At 32.7% G+C, this 21,681-nt stretch carries 21 protein-coding genes and 1 other annotated feature; all 21 genes read left to right on the forward strand.

The genetic code is table 11. The features are described from left to right. The first annotated feature begins 189 nt into the window (after positions 1-189). Positions 190-1,134, forward strand: coding sequence for a sugar-binding transcriptional regulator (locus H8707_RS07115; protein ID WP_262429448.1), 945 nt, complete (start codon positions 190-192; stop codon positions 1,132-1,134). Between the two features lie 31 nt (positions 1,135-1,165). Further along, positions 1,166-2,128 carry a thiamine pyrophosphate-dependent dehydrogenase E1 component subunit alpha gene (locus tag H8707_RS07120; protein ID WP_262429449.1) on the forward strand — a complete coding sequence of 321 codons (963 nt, stop codon included), beginning with the start codon at positions 1,166-1,168 and terminating at the stop codon, positions 2,126-2,128. Between the two features lie 12 nt (positions 2,129-2,140). Then, complete coding sequence (locus tag H8707_RS07125) at positions 2,141-3,127, forward strand: alpha-ketoacid dehydrogenase subunit beta (RefSeq protein ID WP_449406485.1); 987 nt, start codon at positions 2,141-2,143, stop codon at positions 3,125-3,127. Positions 3,128-3,138: 11 nt separating this feature from the next. Beyond that, positions 3,139-4,422: a dihydrolipoamide acetyltransferase family protein gene (locus tag H8707_RS07130; protein ID WP_262429450.1), complete on the forward strand. Its 1,284-nt coding sequence runs from the start codon at positions 3,139-3,141 to the stop codon at positions 4,420-4,422. A gap of 17 nt (positions 4,423-4,439) precedes the next feature. Further along, positions 4,440-5,453, forward strand: coding sequence for a dihydrolipoyl dehydrogenase family protein (locus tag H8707_RS07135; protein WP_262429451.1), 1,014 nt, complete (start codon positions 4,440-4,442; stop codon positions 5,451-5,453). Further along, positions 5,425-5,823, forward strand: coding sequence for a hypothetical protein (locus tag H8707_RS07140; protein WP_262429452.1), 399 nt, complete (start codon positions 5,425-5,427; stop codon positions 5,821-5,823). The genes H8707_RS07135 and H8707_RS07140 overlap by 29 nt, the downstream gene beginning before the upstream one ends. A 59-nt stretch (positions 5,824-5,882) precedes the next feature. After that, positions 5,883-6,114, forward strand: a binding site (T-box leader). 47 nt (positions 6,115-6,161) lie between these two features. After that, the gene (gene ileS / locus H8707_RS07145) at positions 6,162-9,266 is read left to right on the forward strand and encodes an isoleucine--tRNA ligase (RefSeq protein WP_262429453.1); all 3,105 of its coding nucleotides are present in this window, start codon (positions 6,162-6,164) and stop codon (positions 9,264-9,266) included. A 263-nt stretch (positions 9,267-9,529) separates the two neighbouring features. Beyond that, complete coding sequence (locus H8707_RS07150; protein WP_262429454.1) at positions 9,530-10,528, forward strand: BclA C-terminal domain-containing protein; 999 nt, start codon at positions 9,530-9,532, stop codon at positions 10,526-10,528. Between the two features lie 247 nt (positions 10,529-10,775). Next, complete coding sequence (locus tag H8707_RS07155) at positions 10,776-11,291, forward strand: cysteine hydrolase family protein (protein ID WP_262429455.1); 516 nt, start codon at positions 10,776-10,778, stop codon at positions 11,289-11,291. Positions 11,292-11,370: 79 nt separating this feature from the next. Then, positions 11,371-11,550 (forward strand): cysteine-rich CWC family protein, encoded by a 180-nt coding sequence (locus H8707_RS07160; protein ID WP_262429456.1) that lies wholly within the window; start codon positions 11,371-11,373, stop codon positions 11,548-11,550. Positions 11,551-11,642: 92 nt separating this feature from the next. Beyond that, a complete protein-coding gene (locus H8707_RS07165) occupies positions 11,643-12,182 on the forward strand; it encodes a GNAT family N-acetyltransferase (protein ID WP_262429457.1) in 540 nt (179 codons plus the stop codon). 23 nt (positions 12,183-12,205) lie between these two features. Further along, the gene (locus tag H8707_RS07170) at positions 12,206-12,739 is read left to right on the forward strand and encodes a GNAT family N-acetyltransferase (RefSeq protein ID WP_262429458.1); all 534 of its coding nucleotides are present in this window, start codon (positions 12,206-12,208) and stop codon (positions 12,737-12,739) included. Positions 12,740-13,274: 535 nt separating this feature from the next. Beyond that, positions 13,275-14,207, forward strand: coding sequence for a GntR family transcriptional regulator YhfZ (yhfZ, locus tag H8707_RS07175; RefSeq protein WP_262429459.1), 933 nt, complete (start codon positions 13,275-13,277; stop codon positions 14,205-14,207). 143 nt (positions 14,208-14,350) lie between these two features. Next, on the forward strand, positions 14,351-15,937 hold the full coding sequence (gene istA / locus H8707_RS07180; RefSeq protein WP_449406486.1) for an IS21 family transposase: 1,587 nt from the start codon (positions 14,351-14,353) through the stop codon (positions 15,935-15,937). A gap of 5 nt (positions 15,938-15,942) precedes the next feature. Continuing rightward, entirely contained in the window at positions 15,943-16,692 is a 750-nt protein-coding gene (istB, locus tag H8707_RS07185) for an IS21-like element helper ATPase IstB (RefSeq protein ID WP_262429806.1), read from the forward strand. A gap of 440 nt (positions 16,693-17,132) precedes the next feature. After that, positions 17,133-17,861, forward strand: coding sequence for a glucosamine-6-phosphate deaminase (locus H8707_RS07190; RefSeq protein WP_262429461.1), 729 nt, complete (start codon positions 17,133-17,135; stop codon positions 17,859-17,861). Positions 17,862-18,069: 208 nt separating this feature from the next. Then, positions 18,070-18,540 carry a PTS sugar transporter subunit IIB gene (locus tag H8707_RS07195; RefSeq protein WP_262429462.1) on the forward strand — a complete coding sequence of 157 codons (471 nt, stop codon included), beginning with the start codon at positions 18,070-18,072 and terminating at the stop codon, positions 18,538-18,540. A 206-nt stretch (positions 18,541-18,746) separates the two neighbouring features. After that, a complete protein-coding gene (locus H8707_RS07200) occupies positions 18,747-19,487 on the forward strand; it encodes a PTS mannose/fructose/sorbose/N-acetylgalactosamine transporter subunit IIC (RefSeq protein WP_262429463.1) in 741 nt (246 codons plus the stop codon). A 13-nt stretch (positions 19,488-19,500) separates the two neighbouring features. Then, the gene (locus H8707_RS07205) at positions 19,501-20,331 is read left to right on the forward strand and encodes a PTS system mannose/fructose/sorbose family transporter subunit IID (RefSeq protein ID WP_262429464.1); all 831 of its coding nucleotides are present in this window, start codon (positions 19,501-19,503) and stop codon (positions 20,329-20,331) included. Positions 20,332-20,543: 212 nt separating this feature from the next. Then, complete coding sequence (locus H8707_RS07210; protein ID WP_262429465.1) at positions 20,544-21,194, forward strand: ribulose-phosphate 3-epimerase; 651 nt, start codon at positions 20,544-20,546, stop codon at positions 21,192-21,194. A gap of 70 nt (positions 21,195-21,264) precedes the next feature. Next, positions 21,265-21,657 carry a PTS sugar transporter subunit IIA gene (locus tag H8707_RS07215; RefSeq protein WP_262429466.1) on the forward strand — a complete coding sequence of 131 codons (393 nt, stop codon included), beginning with the start codon at positions 21,265-21,267 and terminating at the stop codon, positions 21,655-21,657. The last annotated feature ends 24 nt before the right edge of the window (positions 21,658-21,681 follow it).

Consider the following 21,681-nt stretch of genomic DNA (forward strand, 5'->3'; position numbering starts at 1 on the left):
AAAGAAACCTGATGAAAAGACATCAGGTTTCTCTAAATGTGCAGTTAAAAATGTGCATTTAAGGAATCAGATCATCTGATTATTTATTTATCTCTATAGCATGACATAATACAATATCATTGACATATGTCAATGATATCTATATAATATAACTAACATATATAAAATATGGAAGGGGTAAATGAATTCATGTTAGTAGATGGACGTAAAAGAAGATTAGCTGAAATATCGTATAAGTACTACATAGATAATATGAGTCAAAATGAGATTGCTAAAGAATATTCCATATCAAGGTCGATGGTTTCAACACTCCTAACCGAGGCAAGAGAGAGCGGCATAATTAAGTTTATAATTGAGGACGCAGATTTATATTGTTTTGACTTACAAAAGAAATTAGAAGAGATATTTGGGATTAGAAAGGCAATTATAGTTCCTAAATTATCTAGTAATGAAGACAATCTTATTTACCAATTAGCCGATGGATGTATTGACTATTTATATCAAATTGTTGAGGACAATATGACTATTGCTATTTCATGGGGAAGAACTTTACAGGCAATTGCAAATAGAATTAGGACTACTGGGAAACAAGATTTATTAATAACACCAATGGTAGGTGGAATAGGCAATGAAATGACAAAATATCATTCAAATTTAGTATGTGAACTAATGGCAAAAAATCTTGGGGGAAATTCTTACGGTTTATATGCGCCGGTATTTGTATCTACAAAGGAGATAAAAGACATTATATTTCAAGATAAAGGAATAAGAACGGTAATGGAAACAAGCAAAAAAGCAGATATAGCTATTGTAAGCATCGGGAATATTTTATCTTCAGTAATGAGACAAATAGACATTCTAGAAGAAAAAGAAGTCAAAGAACTTTTAAGTAAAGGTGCAATTGGAGATATGAATACATCATTCTTCGATAAAGATGGTAATATAGTTCCAACAAAACTATATGAAAGAACAATATCATTAACAATGGATGAGCTAAACAACATACCTACGGTTGTAGCTGTTGCAGGTGGTGAAGGCAAAATTGAAGCTATTCATGGAGCTTTAAAAGGGAAACTAATGGATGTAATTGTATTAGATGAAGGAACTGCAAGAGAAATTTTAAGTAATTATTAATATTTTTATATAGGGGGGAAATGAGTATATTATGAGTACTATCAGTAAGGAAGTTTTAAAAGAAATGTATAAGAGAATGAATGAGGCTAGAGCATTTGAGGAAAAGGTGAGCTATTTTTTCTCTAGGGGAATGGTTCATGGAACTACACACTTATCTATAGGTCAAGAGGCGTCTGCAGTTGCAGCTTGTATGGCATTAAATGATGATGACCTAATGACTTCAACTCATAGGGGGCATAGTCAAGTAATAGGTAAAGGTATTGATTTAAATATGATGGTAGCTGAGCTATTAGGTAAATATACTGGATACTGTAAAGGTAAAGGAGGTTCAATGCATATAGCCGATGTTGATGTTGGAAATTTAGGGGCCAACGGAGTAGTTGGAGGCGGACATGGCATTGCAGTAGGAGCTGCTCTGACGCAAAAAATGAAAAATACGGGAAAGATTGTTTTATGTTTTTTTGGCGATGGAGCAGCAAATGAAGGTAGTTTTCATGAAGCATTAAATTTAGCATCTATATGGAAGTTACCAATCATATTCTATTGTGAAAACAACCAATATGGTATGAGCGTACCTATAGGAAAAGCAATGAATATAGTAAATGTGGCTGATAGAGCATCATCATATGGTATTCCAGGATATATACTTGATGGCAATAATGCGGTAGAAGTATATACTAAGATAAGGGAAATTGCAGATTATGTCAGAGGAGAGAAGGGTCCGGTGCTAGTTGAAAGCAAGACATATAGGTGGTTAGGACATTCAAAATCGGATGCTCAGGCTTATAGAACTAAGGAAGAAGTAGAATCATGGAAGAAAAAATGTCCAATTAAGCAGTTAAGAACATATATTATTGAAAATAATATGCTGAGTGAGGGAGAACTGGATGAGATAGAAGATAATGCAAGAAAAGCAATTGAAGATGCAGTGATATATGCAAATAATAGTCCAAACCCACCAGTAGAATCCGTCACAGAAGATGTATATGCGTAAGGGGGGTTTATTGTGATAAAGGAAATGACGTATAAAGACGCAATTAATTTAGCAATGTGTGAAGAGATGAGAAGGGATGAAGATGTATTTTTAATGGGTGAAGATGTTGGAATATATGGAGGAGCATTTGGGGTTTCTGTAGGTATGATTGAGGAATTTGGAGAAGAGAGGGTAAGAGATACTCCGATATCTGAAGCGATAATTACAGGAGCTGCAGCTGGAGCAGCGGTTACAGGAATGCGTCCAATTGTTGAAATAATGTTTATGGACTTCACAACCTTGGCCATGGATTCATTGGTAAATCAAGCAGCTAAAATGAGATATATGTTTGGGGGGAAAGCCAAGGTTCCAATGACTTTAAGATGCGCCGGAGGTTCGGGGACAGGCGCTGCAGCGCAACATTCCCAAAGTTTAGAAGCGTGGTTCTGCCATATTCCGGGGTTAAAAGTAATAGTACCCGGTACACCTAAGGATGCTAAAGGGCTGTTAAAAGCAGCAATAAGAGATGACAATCCAGTAGTATTTGTTGAGCAGAAGACATTATATAAGGAAAAAGGTCTAGTTTCTTTTGATGATGATTTTATCATACCACTGGGAGTAGGAGAAATTAAAAAGGAGGGCATTGATGTAACTGTAATTACTTATGGTAGAATGCTTCCTAGAGTATTAAAAGTAGCAGAGGAGCTTGAAAGTGAAGGAATAAGTGTTGAAGTTGTAGATCCAAGAACATTGGTACCTTTGGATAAAGAAATTATCATTAATTCTGTTGTCAAAACGGGAAGAGCAGTTTTAGTTAACGAAGCATGTAAAACAGGAGGATATTTAGGAGAGATAGCGTCAGTAATAATGGAGTCGGAAGCGTTTGATTATTTGGATGCACCCATATTAAGATTGGCTGGATTAGATGTTCCCATACCATATAACCCTGAGTTAGAAAAAGCAGTTGTTCCAAGTGAGGAACAGATCAGAACAGGAATTCTTAATGTTCTAAATAGATAGGGGGTGTAATTGTGGTTATAGAAGTTATAATGCCTAAAGCAGGTATGGATATGCAAGAAGGTCAAATAGTAAAATGGATGAAAAATGAAGGTGATTATGTAAAACAAGGGGAGATATTGCTAGAAATAACAACTGATAAGGTAAATATGGAAATAGAAGCAGAAGCTTCAGGATATTTATTAAAGAAATTAAAACATGATGGTGATACAGTACCGGTAATAACAACAATAGGTTATTTAGGAGATAAGGATGATAAAGTTCCTGAGTCAGAGGTAGAAATTTTAAATGATAAAAAGGAAGTTGAAATATCCAAAAGCTATACTGCTATAAATGAGAAAGAAAATTATATAAAGACAGATAAAATAAGAGCAACTCCAGCAGCAAGAAAGATTGCTAGAGATAGTAGCATAGATTTAAGTGATGTAAGAGGAAGCGGTCCAAAGGGAAGAATTCAAAAAATTGATGTTGAAAATCATAAAATGCCAGAAATTAAATCTACTCCTCTTGCAAAGAGGATTGCTAATGATAAAGGGATTGATTTATCTGCGATAGGAGGTTCAGGGTATGATGGGAAAATCTTTAAAGAAGATTTGCCGCTAGATGCAAGTAAATCAATACCAATGTCTAATATGAGAAAGATTATTGCAAAAAGAATGACGGAAAGTTATTTTACAGCACCAACATTTACATTGGATTTAGATGTTGATATGACAAAATCCATTTCATTCAAAAATGAAATTATGGATTATATAATGAAAGAAACCGGAAAAAAAGTAACTATTACAGATATTGTTTTATATGCAACTACAAAGTCGTTAATGAAACACCCATATGTTAATGCCAGGTTAGATGGAGAAAATATAATTATTCATGATTATGTCAATTTGGCCTTAGCTATTGGTTTAGATGAAGGGTTATTAACGCCGGTGATTAGAAATGCACATATGATGACTTTTAAAGAACTAGTACTGGCAGCAAAGGATATACAGGAAAGAACTAAGAGTATGAGACTATCTCCAGATGAATTGCAGGGAAGTACATTTACTGTGAGCAATCTTGGAATGTATGGTATTACTAAATTTAATCCGATAATCAATCAGCCTAATTCAGCAATTTTGGGAGTAAATGCAATTCAAGAACGGGTTGTATCTGAAAATGGAGAAATAAAAATCAAGCCGATGATGACTTTATGCTTAACATTAGATCATAGGGTTATTGATGGAGTTATAGGATCTAAGTTTTTACAAGAATTAAAATGCTATCTAGAGAATCCTGCAATTATGTTATTAGGCTAGGAATGGGGTGAAAGGTAATGCTTAATGGGGACATATATGATGTAGTAGTAATAGGCGGTGGTCCTGCTGGTTATGTTGCCGCTATAAAGGCAGCTCAACTTGGAGGAAGAGCAGCAATAATTGAAAAAGGAAATATGGGTGGAACTTGTTTAAATGTAGGATGCATACCTGCTAAGACCTATTTAAAAAATGTTGAAATAATAGATGAATTGAAAAATGGAAATCGAAGGGGAATTATATTGGATTCCTCTTCAATTACGATTGATATCTCAAAACTAAAAGGCTTTAAAGATGAAGTTGTTACTACTCTTATCAATAGTGTTGTAGGGCTTTTAAAAAATAATAAGGTTGATATATATAAGGGTGTCGGAAGATTAGTAAGTAATACCCATGTTTCTATAAATGATGAAGATATAATAGAAGGCAAAAGCATCATTTTAACCGGAGGTTCTAAAGTTAGCAAAATCAATATACCTGGAATTGACAGTAATTTGGTTATTTCTAGCGATGAAATATTTAATCTAAATGATATTCCAAATACACTTGCTATTATAGGAGGGGGTGTTATCGGGGTAGAAATGGCAGTAGCCTTTAGCGCCTTCGGCAGCAAAGTTTTCATAATAGAGCTAATGGATCGAATAATACCAACTATGGATCAAGAATTATCTAACGGTCTTTTAGATGAATTAACTAAAAGAGGTATAGAGGTGTATACTTCAAATTCATTAAAAAAAATAATAGAGCAAAAAGACAAATTACATTTATATTTAGATAGCGGAGAAAACATAATTGTAGATAAGGCCTTATTATCCGTCGGGAGAGTACCGGATTTAGAGGCGCTCGGTAATTTAAATATAAAAAATGAATACGGAAAAATAAAGGTAAATGAATATATGGAAACTAGCATTCCTAATATTTATGCTGCAGGGGATATTAATGGTTTAAAAATGTTAGCCCATGCAGCATCTAGGATGGGGGAAATTGCAGCATTAAATGCTATGGGTGATAAGGGTAAAATTCAATATAAATAATATACCAACGGGTATTTATACGAATCCGGAGGTAGCCTCAATAGGATTAACTGAAGATGAAGCTAGAAAAAAATACGATATAGTAGTTGGAAGGTTCAACTTTGTAGGCAATGGAAGGGCATTGACTTCTGCAATAACTAAAGGCTTTGTTAAGGTTATAGCCGATAGTAGGTATGGTCAAATTTTAGGAGTCCATATATTTGGTCCGTCCGCAGTAGAAATGATAAATGAAGCAGCTGTTTTAATGGAAATGGAAATAACCGTTTACGAAGTAGGTCAGATAATTCATGGACATCCAACATATTCTGAGGCATTGGTTGAAGCATGTCTAGATTGCATAGGCAAATCAATTTATATACCGCGTGCATAATTTTAATATTTTTCTTGACAAAGTGTTGTTTTCTAGTATATATTAGTGAATGAGTGAAAATATGTGCGTGGATAAGGACAGTAGCAAAGAAATGAATATTACAGAGAAGCAATCATTTGATGAGAGATTGCTATATCAAGCTTTGTGAAGATCACCTTTGAGCATAATACCTGAAATGCAGGAGATGACCTATGTGCCATTTATTAGGGTATTACGTGGAGACGTTATACTTATTAAGTGACAAGATTTATTCTTGTAAATTGGGTGGTACCGCGGAATTTCGTCCCTGAGTCTTTTGACTTAGGGATTTTTTATTTTGTATAGAAGGAGAGATTAATTTGAAAAGGTTTAATGAATTATCAAACGAACCTGTAAAGACAAGAGAACATAAAATTTCCGAGTATTGGAAAGAGATTGATTTATTGCACAGATCAGTTGAAACTAGAGATTCAAACAATCCATATATTTTTTATGAAGGACCTCCGACAGCAAATGGGAGGCCAGGAATTCATCATGTAATGGCAAGGACATTGAAGGATTTAACATGCCGTTATAAGACAATGAAAGGGTATCAAGTTAAAAGGAAGGCAGGTTGGGATACTCATGGACTTCCGGTTGAGATTGAAGTAGAAAAGCAACTAAATCTAAAAGATAAAAAGGATATTGAAGCCTATGGAGTAGAAGAATTCAATAGACAGTGCAGAGAGTCAGTATTCAAATACGAGAAGCTTTGGCGTGAAATGACAGAAAGAATGGCCTATTTGATTGACCTTGACAATCCATATATTACGCTCGACAACAACTATATAGAATCCGTATGGTGGATATTGAACAAATTCTATAAAGAAGGATATATTTATGAAGGGCATAAGATATTGCCGTATTGCTCTCGTTGCGGAACAGGGCTTGCATCCCATGAAGTAGCTTTGGGATATGAAGAGATAAAAACGGACACAGTGGTAGCAAAATTTAAATTAAAGGATAAAGACGAGTATTTCCTAGCATGGACTACAACTCCTTGGACGCTGCCTTCGAATGTAGCATTAACGGTTAATCCGAAGGAAACATATTTAAGAGTAAAACAAAATGATGAAATATATTATGTATCCAAGATATTAGCTTCTAAAGTATTAGGAGAAGATTATGAAGTATTAGATGAAATGCTGGGTAAAGATTTAGAATATGTGGAATACGAACAGCTTATACCATTTGTAAGTGTGGATGAGAAGGCGTTTTTTGTAACTTGTGCAGATTATGTAACCACTGAAGACGGCACTGGGATTGTTCATACAGCACCAGCTTTTGGTGAAGATGACTACAATACAGGGATGAGGTATAAGCTACCGGTTGTCAATCCCGTTTCTGAGGAAGGCAAGTTCTTAGATACAATTTGGGAAGGCAAATTTGTAATGGATGCTGATCCAGACATTATTCAATGGTTAAGAGAAAATGGTAAGCTGTACAAAAAGGAAAGGATTGCACACAACTATCCACATTGCTGGAGATGTCATACACCATTATTATATTATGCTAAGCCATCATGGTATATTGAAATAAGTAAGTTAAAAGATAAGCTCGTAGAAAACAACAATGGTGTAAACTGGTATCCTGCATTTGTTGGTGAAAAGAGATTTGGGAATTGGCTGGAAAACATTAATGATTGGGCGATTTCCAGAAGTAGATATTGGGGAACACCACTTCCAATTTGGAGATGTGAATCTTGCGGACATACAGATAGTGTTGGGTCAAGAAAAGAATTAGTTGAAAGAGCTATTGAGGATATAGATGAGTCAATTGAACTGCACAGGCCATATGTAGATGGGGTTCATCTAAAATGTGACAAATGCGGCGGAAATATGACCAGAGAAAAGGATGTAATAGATGTTTGGTTTGATAGTGGAGCGATGCCATTTGCACAGTATCATTATCCATTTGATAATGAAGAAAGATTTTTTGATGAACTTTTCCCGGCTGATTTTATCAACGAGGGCATAGATCAAACAAGAGGATGGTTCTATTCATTGATAGCAATTTCAACATTTGTTACAGGGAAATCACCATATAAAAATGTGCTTGTAAATGACTTGATTTTAGACAAAGAAGGAAAGAAAATGTCTAAAACCAAAGGAAATACAGTTGATCCATTTGATTTATTCGATAGATATGGTGCAGATGTTTTAAGATGGTATTTGATATATGTTTCGCCCCCATGGACTCCGACAAAATTTGATGAAGATGGATTAAGAGAGGTAGAATCCAAATTCTTTAGAAGTTTAAGAAATGTATATAATTTCTTCTCCCTTTATGCGAATACTGATGGAGTTGACCCCAGAGAATTCTTTATAGCATATAAAGATAGACCTGAAATAGATAAGTGGATTCTTTCAAAATATAATACTTTAGTTAAAAATTGTACTGAGGATTTTGAAATCTTTGAATTAACTAAAGTAGTCAGAGAGATTCAGGAGTTTGTAATCGAAGATTTGTCCAATTGGTATATTCGTAGAAATAGAAGAAGATTTTGGTCTACTGAATTGGATGATGATAAAAAGGCAGTATATAATACAACTTATGAAATCTTAGTTGGAATTTGTAAACTGATCGCACCATTTGTTCCTTTTATTTCCGAGGAAATATTCCAAAACCTGACAGATAACGAATCAGTCCATCTTGAATTCTATCCGGAAGTTGATGGTGAATTAATCAATACTGAGATTGAAAAAAAGATGGATTTAGTAAGGAATTTAGTTGGGCTTGGAAGGGCTTCTAGGGAAAATGCTAAGATAAAGGTTCGACAACCATTAAATGAAGTACTAATAGACGGAAAATATGAGGAACAAATAAGGGATTTAGTGCCGCTGATAATTGAAGAGCTGAATGTAAAGAATGTAGTATTTGAGAAAGATTTATCCCAATTTATGGAGTATTCTTTAAAACCCAATTTTAAAGTGGCAGGATCAATTTTGGGGGCAAAGATAAAATCCTTCGGTAAAGCTTTAAATGACCTTAATGCTCATGAAATTGTCGAAAAATTGGAAAGAGGAGAAAAACTAGTACTAAATTTAAATGGAGAAGATACAGAAATTGAAAAAGACTATGTATTAGTTACTATTTCTTCTAAAGAAGGATTTAATGTAACTATGGAAAACAATTTGTTTGTAATATTAGATACAACCTTAACAAAAGAATTAATAAACGAGGGATATGCCAGAGAATTTGTATCAAAAATACAGCAGATGAGAAAAAATAATGGCTACGAGATACTGGACAACATCAATATTTACTATGATGGCAGTGATGAAATAAAGTCTGCTGTAGATAGTTTTGAGGATTTTATCAAAGTTGAAACATTGGCAAAGAAAATTGAAATGGTAAGAGATGAGGCATTTGAAAGGCAAGATTTAAATGGTCAAATGACGGGAATAAAACTAGAGAAAATATAATTTGAGACAATATATTTTCATACTTCTAATATAAAGAAAGGTAGGTGGCATAAGCTGCTTGCCTTTTTTGTATCTAGGTAAAGGACTTCATTGTCCCTAAATCAAACTTGCAGTAAAGGCTCTTTTTTGATATGTAACACTTTTACTTGCTTGTACATAGACTATTAGTGGGATTTGAATAAATTAAATTTTATTCAGTATTCCTATATTCGACGTAAAATTTTGAAACCATATCTTAATTAAGAGAAAGGAGTAAAAGAACTGTGAGTTATTGTGAAAAACATTCAAATTCAGTAGTAGTACCACCAACTTGTGCTTCTAATAATTATTATCCTTGGTCATGTGGCTGCTCTCCATGGAGACCACCTAGCCAATGTAATCCTCAATGGTGTTGCCCATGGGCATGTCCTGGCCCCCAAGGACCAAGAGGACCTCAGGGACCGATAGGTCCGCAAGGACCACAAGGATTTCTAGGACCGGAAGGCCCACGAGGTCCGCGAGGATTTACAGGACCGATAGGTCCGCAAGGTCCTCAAGGAATTCCAGGGGAGACTGGCGCACAGGGACCAGCAGGTCCGGCAGGAGCACAAGGTCCAGCAGGTCCGGCGGGTCCGGAAGGCCCGGCAGGAGCAATAGGTCCACAAGGTCCGGAAGGTGCAGCGGGTCCGGCAGGAGCACAGGGACCAGCAGGTCCGGCGGGTCCGGAAGGCCCGGCAGGAGCAATAGGTCCTCAAGGACCAGAAGGTGCAGCAGGTCCAGCAGGCGCACAAGGTCCAGCAGGTCCGGCAGGTCTACAAGGACCGGCAGGAGCAATAGGTCCCCAAGGTCCAGAAGGTCCACAAGGGCCTCCAGGAACCACAGTTACTGATAATTCAATGTTTGCGGCAAATACAACCGGAGGAACTATATCAGTAGTTTTAGGTGGAACTTTGGTACCACTAGCAGATAGTCAGATACTGGATGGATTTACAGCAAATGCTGATGATACGGTGTTTACTGTACCGGAGACAGGAACTTATTATATTAGCTACGCTATAAATCTAACAGCCGGTGCACTATTACAATCAATGATATTAATCAATGGAGCTGCTAATGCTGCGTCTACAAGAAGTCCTCTATTATCTCTATCCAGCTATAGTGCTGAAATTATTGTGAATCTAACAGCAGGAGACACTATTTCATTACAATTAGCAGGGATATTAGGATTAGTAATACTTGAAGGCGGAGTTGGGGCATCTTTGAGCATTATAAGATTGGTTTAATAGGCAACATTGGTCGTAGCAGCATAATTGTTAATTAAAGGTTAATATAATAAATTACCCCAAATGCTTTTTAGCTTTGGGGTTTTATATATAATATAAAATATCCATTTATAGGTATAAGAATATATGATATGATACTAATTAGATATTGAGGAAGACAGGGTCTTCTGACTCTATAAAATGCGATATATCCCATATCGTTATTATGTATTATAATTATAAATATAAATACAAAGGGGAGGGTAAAATGAAGGCTTTATTGGTAATAGATATGCTAAAGGATTTTATTGATGAAAATGGAGCGTTGACAACAGGAGAACCCGGAAGAGAGATTATAGATTTTATAAAAAAACGGATTGATGAATTTAGAAAACAAAATTATCCAATTATATTCATTTGTGATAATCATGAAATAAATGATAAAGAGTTTGAAATGTTTCCTCCTCACTGCATAAAAAATACAGAAGGATCAAAGATAATAGATGATCTAGAGGTAAAGGATACAGATAAAATAATCACTAAAAGGCGATATAGCGCGTTTTATGGAACGGATTTAGACTTAACTCTAAGAGAAAACAATGTAGACGAACTATATCTGGTAGGCGTTTGTACAAATATTTGCGTTCTATATACTGCTGCTGACGCAAGGAATATTTCATATAGAGTCAATATTTACAAAGATGGGGTAGCATCATTTGATGAAGGTGCTCATATATTCGCACTAAAGGAATTGGAAAGAACATTAGGTTGTAAGATAATCTAAGTATGTAGGAAAGGAATATATCTATGACGCATTAGGAAAATGTGATGTAGAATTTGATGGAGGAAATAAAGGTGAAAAGATGAACAACAAAGAGCAAGAAAAAATATGCCCTTTATGCGGGGAAAATAACAACTGTCAACATGGAAAGGAATGCTGGTGCACTACAATTAAGATACCTAAACATGTATTAGACTTAATTCCGGAAGATAAAAAAGGTAAAGCTTGTATATGTAAGAGTTGTATCGAAAAATATAGTTAGGCATTGTAATTTTACTAATAATCTGGTTGAATAAGAAAAAATTAATCTGAAGTATTGGAAGATACAGCTTGATTAAAGAGGGGGTATGTCCAATGTTTAAATATATAATAGATAATGATGTAGAATTACAATTACTTGATTTGTATCATGCAGATGAAATATTTAAGTCCATAGATTCAAGCAGAGATCATTTAAGAGAATATTTACCATGGGTTGATAGTACAATTTCTATCAGTGATACTAGAGAGTTTATACAGGGTAGTAAAAAACAATATGCTGCAAATAATGGGTTTGATACAGGTATATGGTATAAAGGAGAATTTGCAGGTATTATAGGTTTTCACAGTATAAATCGCAATATTAAATCTATAAGCATTGGATATTGGCTTAATGAAGGATTTGTAGGCAAAGGTATTATGACAAGAGCATGCAGTGTACTAACAGATTATGCCTTTAATATATTGAATTTTAATCGAGTAGAGATTCAATGTGCTATTGATAATTTAAAGAGCAGAGCTATTCCTGAAAGACTTGGATTTGTTCAAGAAGGGGTAATCAGGGATGGAGAATTATTAAATGGTAATTATGTGGATTGCGTGATTTATGGCATGTTGAAAAGAGAATGGGTTTAATGAAATATCAGGGGTGAGATAAAATGAAACAGTTTAGTTTAAAAGATGGACAGAGATTAACTATAAGAACAGCAAAACATGAAGATGCCTCAAATCTAATAAACTATGTAAAGAAAATAGGTGGGGAATCAGATTATCTTACATTTGGAGAAAATGAATTTGAAATTACGGTAGAAAAAGAAGAAGAGTTGCTTGAAAGCTTTTTAATTTCTGATAATAAATTATATATTATAGCAGAAATTGATGGGAAGATAGTTGGAAGTTTAAACTTTAGTGGAGGTTCCAGACAGAGAACAAAACATACAGGAGAATTTGGAGTAAGTGTTGAAAAGAAATATTGGGGATTAGGAATTGGGAGAGAACTTATCAATTACTTAATTGACTGGGCAGAAGAGGGAGACGTAATAAAGAAAATAAATTTAAGAGTTAGAGAAGATAATAAAAGAGCAATAGGATTATATGAAAAGTTGGGCTTTAAAAAAGAAGGAGTTATATCTAGAGGTTTTTTTGTTAACGATGAGTATTATAGCTTCATTTGTATGGGATTAGAACTATAAAAGTGGACACACGAGAATAGGATAAAGTATCCTTATAATAAAGGGACAAAAGATGCATATGCCAATTCACAGGAACTTAAAACAATTTCTGAATGTGAAAATATCCTTTACCCATATTTAAATAAATTTGTAGCTATGCTAAAAAATAAGGAAAATATGTTATTAAAATAAGAGAATTCCGCTTAATTTGTAAACAGGTGCGAAATGTGATAACTATAATAAAATCAATGAAGCAATTGAAGATATTTTAATTTTTATATACTATGAAAAGTTAACAGCGGTGAGGCAGACTTTACAATATTTGGAGTTATATTGCGGTGTAAAAAAATAATCGATAGGATTAAAGGGCTAGCACTTTTAATATATCTTCTGAAGTTCAAAGAGAATGCGCTTAATTATAGCAAAAGACTTTAAAAATTTTGTTAGGCTGATTGAGAAATAATAAATCTGTCATTTTTTGTAGCTACAAGCACCATAAGGTGATGCGGGTAGACAAACTATAAAGCGTAAAATTTAATACTGGAGGTTATTATAAATGAATTTAGATAATAATGAAATATTTGGATCAAAGAATGCGGTGGTAATTTCTTATCTCGCCAAATTATTGCTTTCGCTAGAAGTTGGTGATAAATTAGAAACTGTTGAGGAAATTTCAAAAAAACTAAATGTTGGTAGAGGCACCATACAAACGGCAATGACGAGATTAAAGAATAATAACGTTATAAAGACAGTAAGTCGTGGATATCAAGGTACTTTTATTACTTATATTAATTTTAATAAATTGTTATCCTTGGCTGGGGTACATAGTATAGTAGGAGTTATGCCTTTACCATATTCGAAACGTTACGAAGGTTTGGCAAGTGGTATTTATTATACATTAATGAAATTAGAGAATGTTCGCATAAATTTAGCATTTATGCAAGGTTCTTTTAATCGATTAAATGCTTTACTTGATGGGCGTTATGATCTTATGGTGGCATCAAAACAGACAGCTATAAAATATATCAATGAGAATTATCCAATATCTATTGCTGCAACTCTAGGTGAAGAATCCTATATAAGTAACCATATTCTAATTGTAAATGATAAGTTTGATGGAAATACAAACGAGATGAAGCTCGGGGTTGATTTATCTTCAGATGATCAAGTTTTTATGACCATGAATTATTTTGAAAATCAAAATGTCCAAATAATACCTTGTAAAAGCAGTAATGTTGTTGAAGCGATTCTCAAAGGAGAAATTGATGGTGCTATTGGTAGCTCAGGAAACATTAATGTTGATTTTCCTAATTTAAAAACTATTAATTTAACAAATCCATCAGAAACATCAGATAATACAAGAGCAACTATAGTTATAAAAAAGGATAATGAAGTTATGAAAACAATTTTACAGAAGTATTTAAATATAGATAAAATACAAACTATTCAAAAAGAAGTAATCTTAGGAAATAGAAAACCTGTATATTAAATCTTATTATAATTCTTTAAATAAACTTGTGGTAGTACAAATGTTTATGTTAATCTAAAAGTAGGCCACCATAATAATTGAAAACTAGGCCACCTTAAAATATAATACCCCTTAAAGATGTTTTCAAAAGGGGGAATTGGAGGGTGATACATTTGGATCAAAAAGCTGAAATATTAATGAGATATTTCAGAGAAAACAAATCACAAAGGGAAATTAGTAGAGAGCTAAAAATTTCAAGAGATACAATATCTAAATATATTAAAGAATTTGAATCTAAAAATGAACGTTTAACAGATTTGGAAAAAGATGAAGAAAGGAATAGAAATGAGATATTGCTTCTTATCGAAGAAATGTCTTCAAAACCCAGATATGATACCAGTAGTAGGAATAAGACTAAATTAACAGATGATGTAATCAGTAAAATAAATGAATTGTTGGATTTAAATGAAAAGAATCGGTTACTAGGCAGATCCAAGCAATTAATGAAAAAAATTGATATACATGAGAAATTAGTAGAACTAGGATTTGATATTAGCTACCCTACAGTTTGTAATTACATTAGGGAAAATCATGAGAAGAAAGAGGCTTTTATCAGGCAGGAATACAATCTAGGAGAAACATTAGAGTTTGATTGGGGTGAAGCTAAATTAACAATAGGTGGAAAACCTACAACACTGCAAATGGGTCTTTTAACAACAGCCCAAGGTTCACATCATTATGCAAGGCTCTATCAAAATCAAAAGATGGAAAACTTTTTAGATATTCATGTGCAAGCCTTCAAAAGCATTGGTGGAATCCACAGGGAACTAGTTTATGATAACTTAAAACAAGCAGTAAGGAAATTTGTAGGCAGAAATGAAAAGGAGGCAACGGAAGATTTAATCAAAATGTCATTGTATTATGGCTTTAGATATAGGTTTTGCAACATAGCTAGTGGCAATGAAAAAGGACATGTAGAAAGAGGGATTGAATTTGTCAGAAGAAAGGCATTTTCTAGTAAAACTGACTTTGATACAGTAGAAGAAGCAAATGCTCATCTGCAGGATAAATTATTAGAACTTAATTCAAAGAAAAGAAATTGGCTACAAAATCAAAGTCCTCTAGATATACTAAAGCAAGAAATGCCTTATCTAATACCATTAAAACCATCATATGATACTTCTAGAAGAATCGAAGCCAGAGTTAATAAATATAGTGTAATAAACATAGATCAAAATAAATACTCAGTGCCAGACTATCTAGTAGGCAAATTTGTAAATGTGAAAATATATCCAGACACAATAGAAATATATTACAAGGACAGTAAAATAGCTGAACATGACAGATCCTACTTAGTTCATAACTGGAGCATAGATATAAATCATTTTGTTAACACATTAAAAAAGAAGCCTGGAGCATTACATTCTAGTGTTGGTAGACACCAGCTTAGCCCAGAGCTTCAAGAAACATATCAAGAATATTATACCAATAATCCAAAGGAATTCATAGAGCTTTTAGAATTAATCAAAGAAAAAGATTTAGAAAGTGTACTCAAAGCTATTGATGAATTAAAGAAAATAAAGAAAGAGCTAGTAACAACTGATAACATTAAAAACATAATTTTCAAACTCCCAAGAGATGATGAATCTCCAGGAACTAAAGATATATCAATACAAAATGCATCATTGAAGCAAATTGCAACACTAAATGAGCTGTTTAACTTAAAATCCGCAGGGGGGTATGAAAATTGAATGAGATGACATTGGAGATTAAAAAACATGTATCAGAACTAAAGATACCTGGAATAAATCAAGGTTTAAAGATGAATATTGAAGAAGCATATAAATTTGATAAGTCCTATGAAGAATTTTTAAGGGATATATTAATAGAAGCCTACGATACAAGAAAGGAAAATGGTAGAATAAGCAGAATCAGAAACGCCAAATTTCCATATAAAAAGTATATTGATGAGTTAAAGGTTGATTACCTTCCAGAAGACTGTAGAAAGAGGCTTAAAGAACTTAAAACCTTAAACTTTATTGATGAAGGCAGAAACATAATTCTAGCAGGAAATCCTGGTACAGGTAAGACTCATTTATCAATAGGTCTTGGAATAGAAGCATGCAATAAAGGATATAAAGTATATTTTACAACAGTTGCATCCTTAATAAATGAGTTAAAGGAATCTAGGAGTGAGAAAAAATTATATACATTTGAAAAAAGATTTGAGAAGTATGATTTGATAGTAGCGGATGAATTAGGATATATTTCTTTTGATAAGGAAGGGAGCGAATTATTGTTCACATTTCTCTCCCTCCGGGCAGAGAGAAAATCCACAATAATTACTACAAACCTATCATTTGATAGATGGAATGAGATATTTAACGATGCGACATTAACAGCTGCATTAATAGATAGATTAACCCATAAATCTTATGTTATAAATATGAATGGTGATTCTTATAGGATAAAAGAAACTAAGGAATGGTTGGAAGAAACCAATTAGTTTTTTTCCCTTAAGTGGCCTAGTTTTCGATTATAATATGGCCTAATTTTCACTTGACAAATACAACAAATTAGTTAACTTTTCAAGAAACTTGCAAAAAGTAGACTCAAATGTCACGTAATCAAGAACTTTGATTATACAACATTAATGTAATTCAGGGGTTTTTAAGTTAAGGACTAAATTTTCAATAGAATTAATTCTTGATAAGATTAAATAATTTTTTTAAATTGGAAAAAGAGTTGTTTTTTGTATATAGATATAACTATGGATTTATTAAATTGCCAGATATTTTTAAAATATGAATATGACAGTTTAATCAATTTTAAATGTAGTTTTATTTAAATAAAAATGTTGACTTTATATACAATATACCGTATAATGTATTTACAAAGGGTTTTGTGAAATCTAATAAAATTATAGTTTTGGGGGGATAACAAGACATGGTAATAAAAGTATTTAAGGATTATGATAATTTAAGTAGATTTGCAGCAAAGATTATTGCTGAACAGGTACATGCGAAACCTAATACAGTTTTTTGTCTTCCAGGAGGAAGCTCTCCCATAGGCATGTATAAAGAACTTGTAACTATGTATAAAAAAGGAGAGGTTGATTTTAAAGATATGATTGCATTTGATATGGATGCTTATATTTCCTTAGGACCTAATCATAAAAATAGCTATGCATATTTTAATAATATTCATTTTTTGAATCATGTTAATGTGAAGGAAAGTAATCGTTTTATGCCAAATGTATTTGCAGAAAATTTAGAAGAAGAAGCAATAAGATATAGTGAGAAAATTGAAGAATTTGGTGGACTTGATATTTCTGTTACAGGGGTTGGTGATAATGGACACATTTGTTTTAATGAACCGGGCTCTTATCTATTAGCTAAATATCATATTGCTAATTTACATGAGGAGACCATTAAGGCAAATTCAAGATTCTTTAATGATATTTCAGAAGTACCAATTCAAGCATTTACACTAGGTTTAGAAGAAGTTATGAAATGTAAAACATTTTTAGTTATTGCAAGCGGGAAGAAAAAGGCTCCAATACTTGGGAAAATGTTTAAAAATGATCATATTTATTCAGAATATCCTGTTACATTTTTACGTATGCATCCTAACTGTATATTTCTATTAGATGAAGATGCTGCAAGTGAAATATAGAAAAAAGAATTAGTAATAAATATAAAAAAGGACTAATGAATATTAATTTATATTATAATTATGGTAAGATAAGAATACGTTTTATTTTAAACAATGTGATTTTTAATTTTGAAGATTAATCTAATCTATATAAATTTTAAAATGAGGGTTTATAACAAAACTCATTAATTATTTTGACAATACCAATATAGAGAGGAGGGGAGGAATTTTGAAGAAAATTGTTTTTTTTAGAATTGATGAAAGGCTAATTCATGGTCAAATTGTAACTTCATGGTTAAATTCTGTAAAATGTGACACAATTGTTGTGGCAGATGATAAGGCAACTAAAGATCTGTTTTCTAAGACAGTATATAGCATGGCTGTTCCTCGTGATTATAAGTTTATTTTATCTACTGTTGATGATGCTATTACATATTTAAAGGATAATGGATCTGAAGATGTATTTTTAATTGCTGGTAATATTCATGCTGCTGAACTACTAATTAATGCTTTGAATTTATCTTCTGTGAATCTTGGATATCTAGGAAGTCATCCAGGAAGAATGAAATATGATAAATCATTATTTTTAAGTCAAGAAGATTTGGTAATAATTAAAAGATTATTAAATAAGGGAATTGAAATTTTTGTTCAGAATGTATCGACTGAAAGAAAAAAGAATATTAATTCGATAATTAAATAATTTGCTTTTATATGTATTAATCTCGATTTAATAATACTAATATTATCAATATAATTAATGATTAATCATATTAGAAAATTTATTATGAAAACATTTACTATGTAACTAGATTTATTATTTAAGATAGGGGATTTTTAATTATATTTAAATTTTAGTATATTCTATTAGAGCAAATAAGAATTACAACAAATATAAGGGGGATGAATATGATGTTAATACAAGCTTTGCTTATAGCTACATGGGTTGTAATAGCGTTTATTGATGAAGAAACATTACAATTTCAATTAATGAGACCAATAGTGACTGGACCTATTGTAGGATTGATTTTAGGAGATTTAGGAACTGGACTAGCAGTTGGTGCAGCTATAGAATTAATGTTTATAGGAGTTGTATTTGTTGGAACTGCTGTTCCGCCGGATGCGTGCATTGCAGCTTCAGTTGCAACAGCATTTGCAGTTTATACAAAAACTGGAGTGGAAACTGCAGTTGCTCTTGCACTTCCAATAGCAATGATAGGTCAAGTAATAAGCACGATTAAATATACAGTTGTAAATGTAGCCTTCCATAAATGGACAGATCGTGAGGCTTCAAAAGGTAATAGTAGAGGAGTATTATTTTCTTTGTTATTACCACCATTAGCTAATATTGTTTTATATGGTATACCTGTATTTTTAGCTGTTTATTTTGGTTCTGATTACATAACATCACTTATAAATTTGTTACCTGAAACATTTATTGATGGACTTGCAATTGGTGGGGGCATGATTGGTGCTGTTGGGTTTGCATTATTATTGACAACCCTTAAAGGTAAAGGATTATGGCCATATTTTATTATAGGGTTTATTTCTTCATCTTTTCTTGGATTAAATATGCTAGCGATTGGTTTAATATCGGCAGTATGTTGTGGTTTGCATGCTTATTTTACAAACGCTAAAAATGTAGTTTAGGAGGGCAAGTTAAATGGAAACAAAAGTTAAAAAAACAACAAAAGAAAGATTAACAAAAAAGGAACTTTGGGCTATTTTTCGTCGTTGCTTTTTAGTAAGAGCCCATAATGATTTCGAAAAGTTTCATGCTGGAGGATTTATAAATGCCTTAGTTCCTGTGTTTGATAAGTATTATCCAAACACAGAGGATAAAGCAAAAGCTATGATGCGACATTCAGAATTATTCTTGACACATCCGCAATTAGAAGCTTGGACAGTAGGAATTGCTGCTTCAATGGAGGAACGTTTGGCAATTGATGGTGATATTGATCAAGATAGTATTCAAAGTGTTAAAACTGCATTAATGGGTCCGATTGCTGCACTCGGTGATAGCTTAATTAATGGAACAGCAAGACCATTATTAGCAGGTATAGCCTGCTCTTTAGCAATTCAAGGAAGCACAATTGGTATTTGGTTATTTGTTATTATCATGGGTAGTATATCTGTTATTAATCGTTATACAGGTGTTTTTATAGGTTACAAGAAAGGTTCCGAATTTATTAGTGATATCCACGAATCAGGGATTATTTATCGTTTAACTGATTTAGCTTCAGTTGCAGCCTATACAATTATTGGTGGATTTATTCCTGGTGTTGTGTCATTTTCATTACCATTTACATATGAAGTAGGTGGGGAGGTTATATCTGTACAAGACAATTTAAATGCTCTTATCCCTGGATTATTGCCATTATGCTTGACATTGCTAATGTTTTTCTTTATTAAAAAGAAAAAGATTAATCCATTAATACTAATGTTTACGGTATTGGCAATTGGTGTTGTCGGCCATTATGTTGGTATCCTCTAGGTGGTAGTATTTTAATATATACTACTTATAAAAGAAATTAAGTTAAAGGAGAAGGGATTTATATTATTTCTAACGTTAGAAATAATATACTCTTTTCTCCTAAACTAATTTAGGTTGAAATTAACATGATAATAAAACCTTAGACATTTTGATTAATAATTAAATAAACAAATGAAAATAATTTTTAAATTTACAGTATAGAGGAGATTACTATGAAAAAGATACTTTGCCCTTCTATGATGTGTGCTGATTTTGACAATCTTAAAAAAGAAGTTGAACTTCTTGATGAAGCTGGAGCAGATATGTTTCATTGTGATATCATGGATGGTGTTTTTGTACCTAACATGGCATTAAGCCCTTACGATGTTGAGTGTATTAAAAGAAATACAAAAAAACCCGTAGATGTACATTTAATGGTAAGTAATGTTGAGATTGTTTGTGATATTTATATTGATTTAAATATAGATATTATTTACATTCATCCAGAAAGTAGTTTTCATATATCAAAAACGCTTTTACGGATTAAAGAAGCAGGAATAGCACCTGGCATTGCAATCAGTCCTGATGTTTCAATTGAAACTGTTAAGGAGTTATTACCTTTGGTCGATTATATTATGATAATGACTGTGAACCCAGGATTTTCAGGACAAGTTTATTTACAATATGTAAATGACAAGATTGATAGAATTATTAAAATACGCAAGGATTATGGATTTAAAATAATGTTGGATGGTGCAATTTCAGATAAAATAATTCAAACTTTGACACAAAAAGGTGTGGATGGTTTTGTGCTAGGAACTTCTGCACTCTTTAGGGAAGATAAAGATTATGAAACAGTTTTAGCCAAATATAGGAAATTATAGAATCATTATTAGGACATATATATTTAATAGAAAGGAAATAGCAGGATATAAATACTGTTTAGGTAAAAATATGGTTGGAATTGTGTTAATTAGTCATGGAAAAATGGCTCAAGGCATGTTAGATTCAGCAAAAGTTTTATTTGGGGAATTAGCTCAAGTAGTGTCTGTAGAATTAAATGTAGATGATAGTCCAGAAGATTTCCGAATAAAATTAAGCAATGCGATAAAAAAAGTTGATATAGGGGATGGGGCTGTTGTTTTAGCAGATTTATATGGTGGGACTCCAAGTAATCAGGCAGCTTATATTGCATGTAATAATGTCCAAGTTATATCAGGTATGAATTTAACAATTTTTCTGGAATTACTTTCCATGCGTTTAAATGATTTGGTGGAAGTAGAGAAATTAGTTGAATATGGTAAAAATGGCATTGTGCATATTAATAAAATATTAGGTATTGAATAGAATTTTTATTATCTTTAATAAAGT

This window comes from Paratissierella segnis, assembly GCF_014385195.1.
In the GTDB taxonomy this organism is placed as follows: Bacteria; Bacillota; Clostridia; order Tissierellales; family Tissierellaceae; genus Paratissierella; species Paratissierella segnis.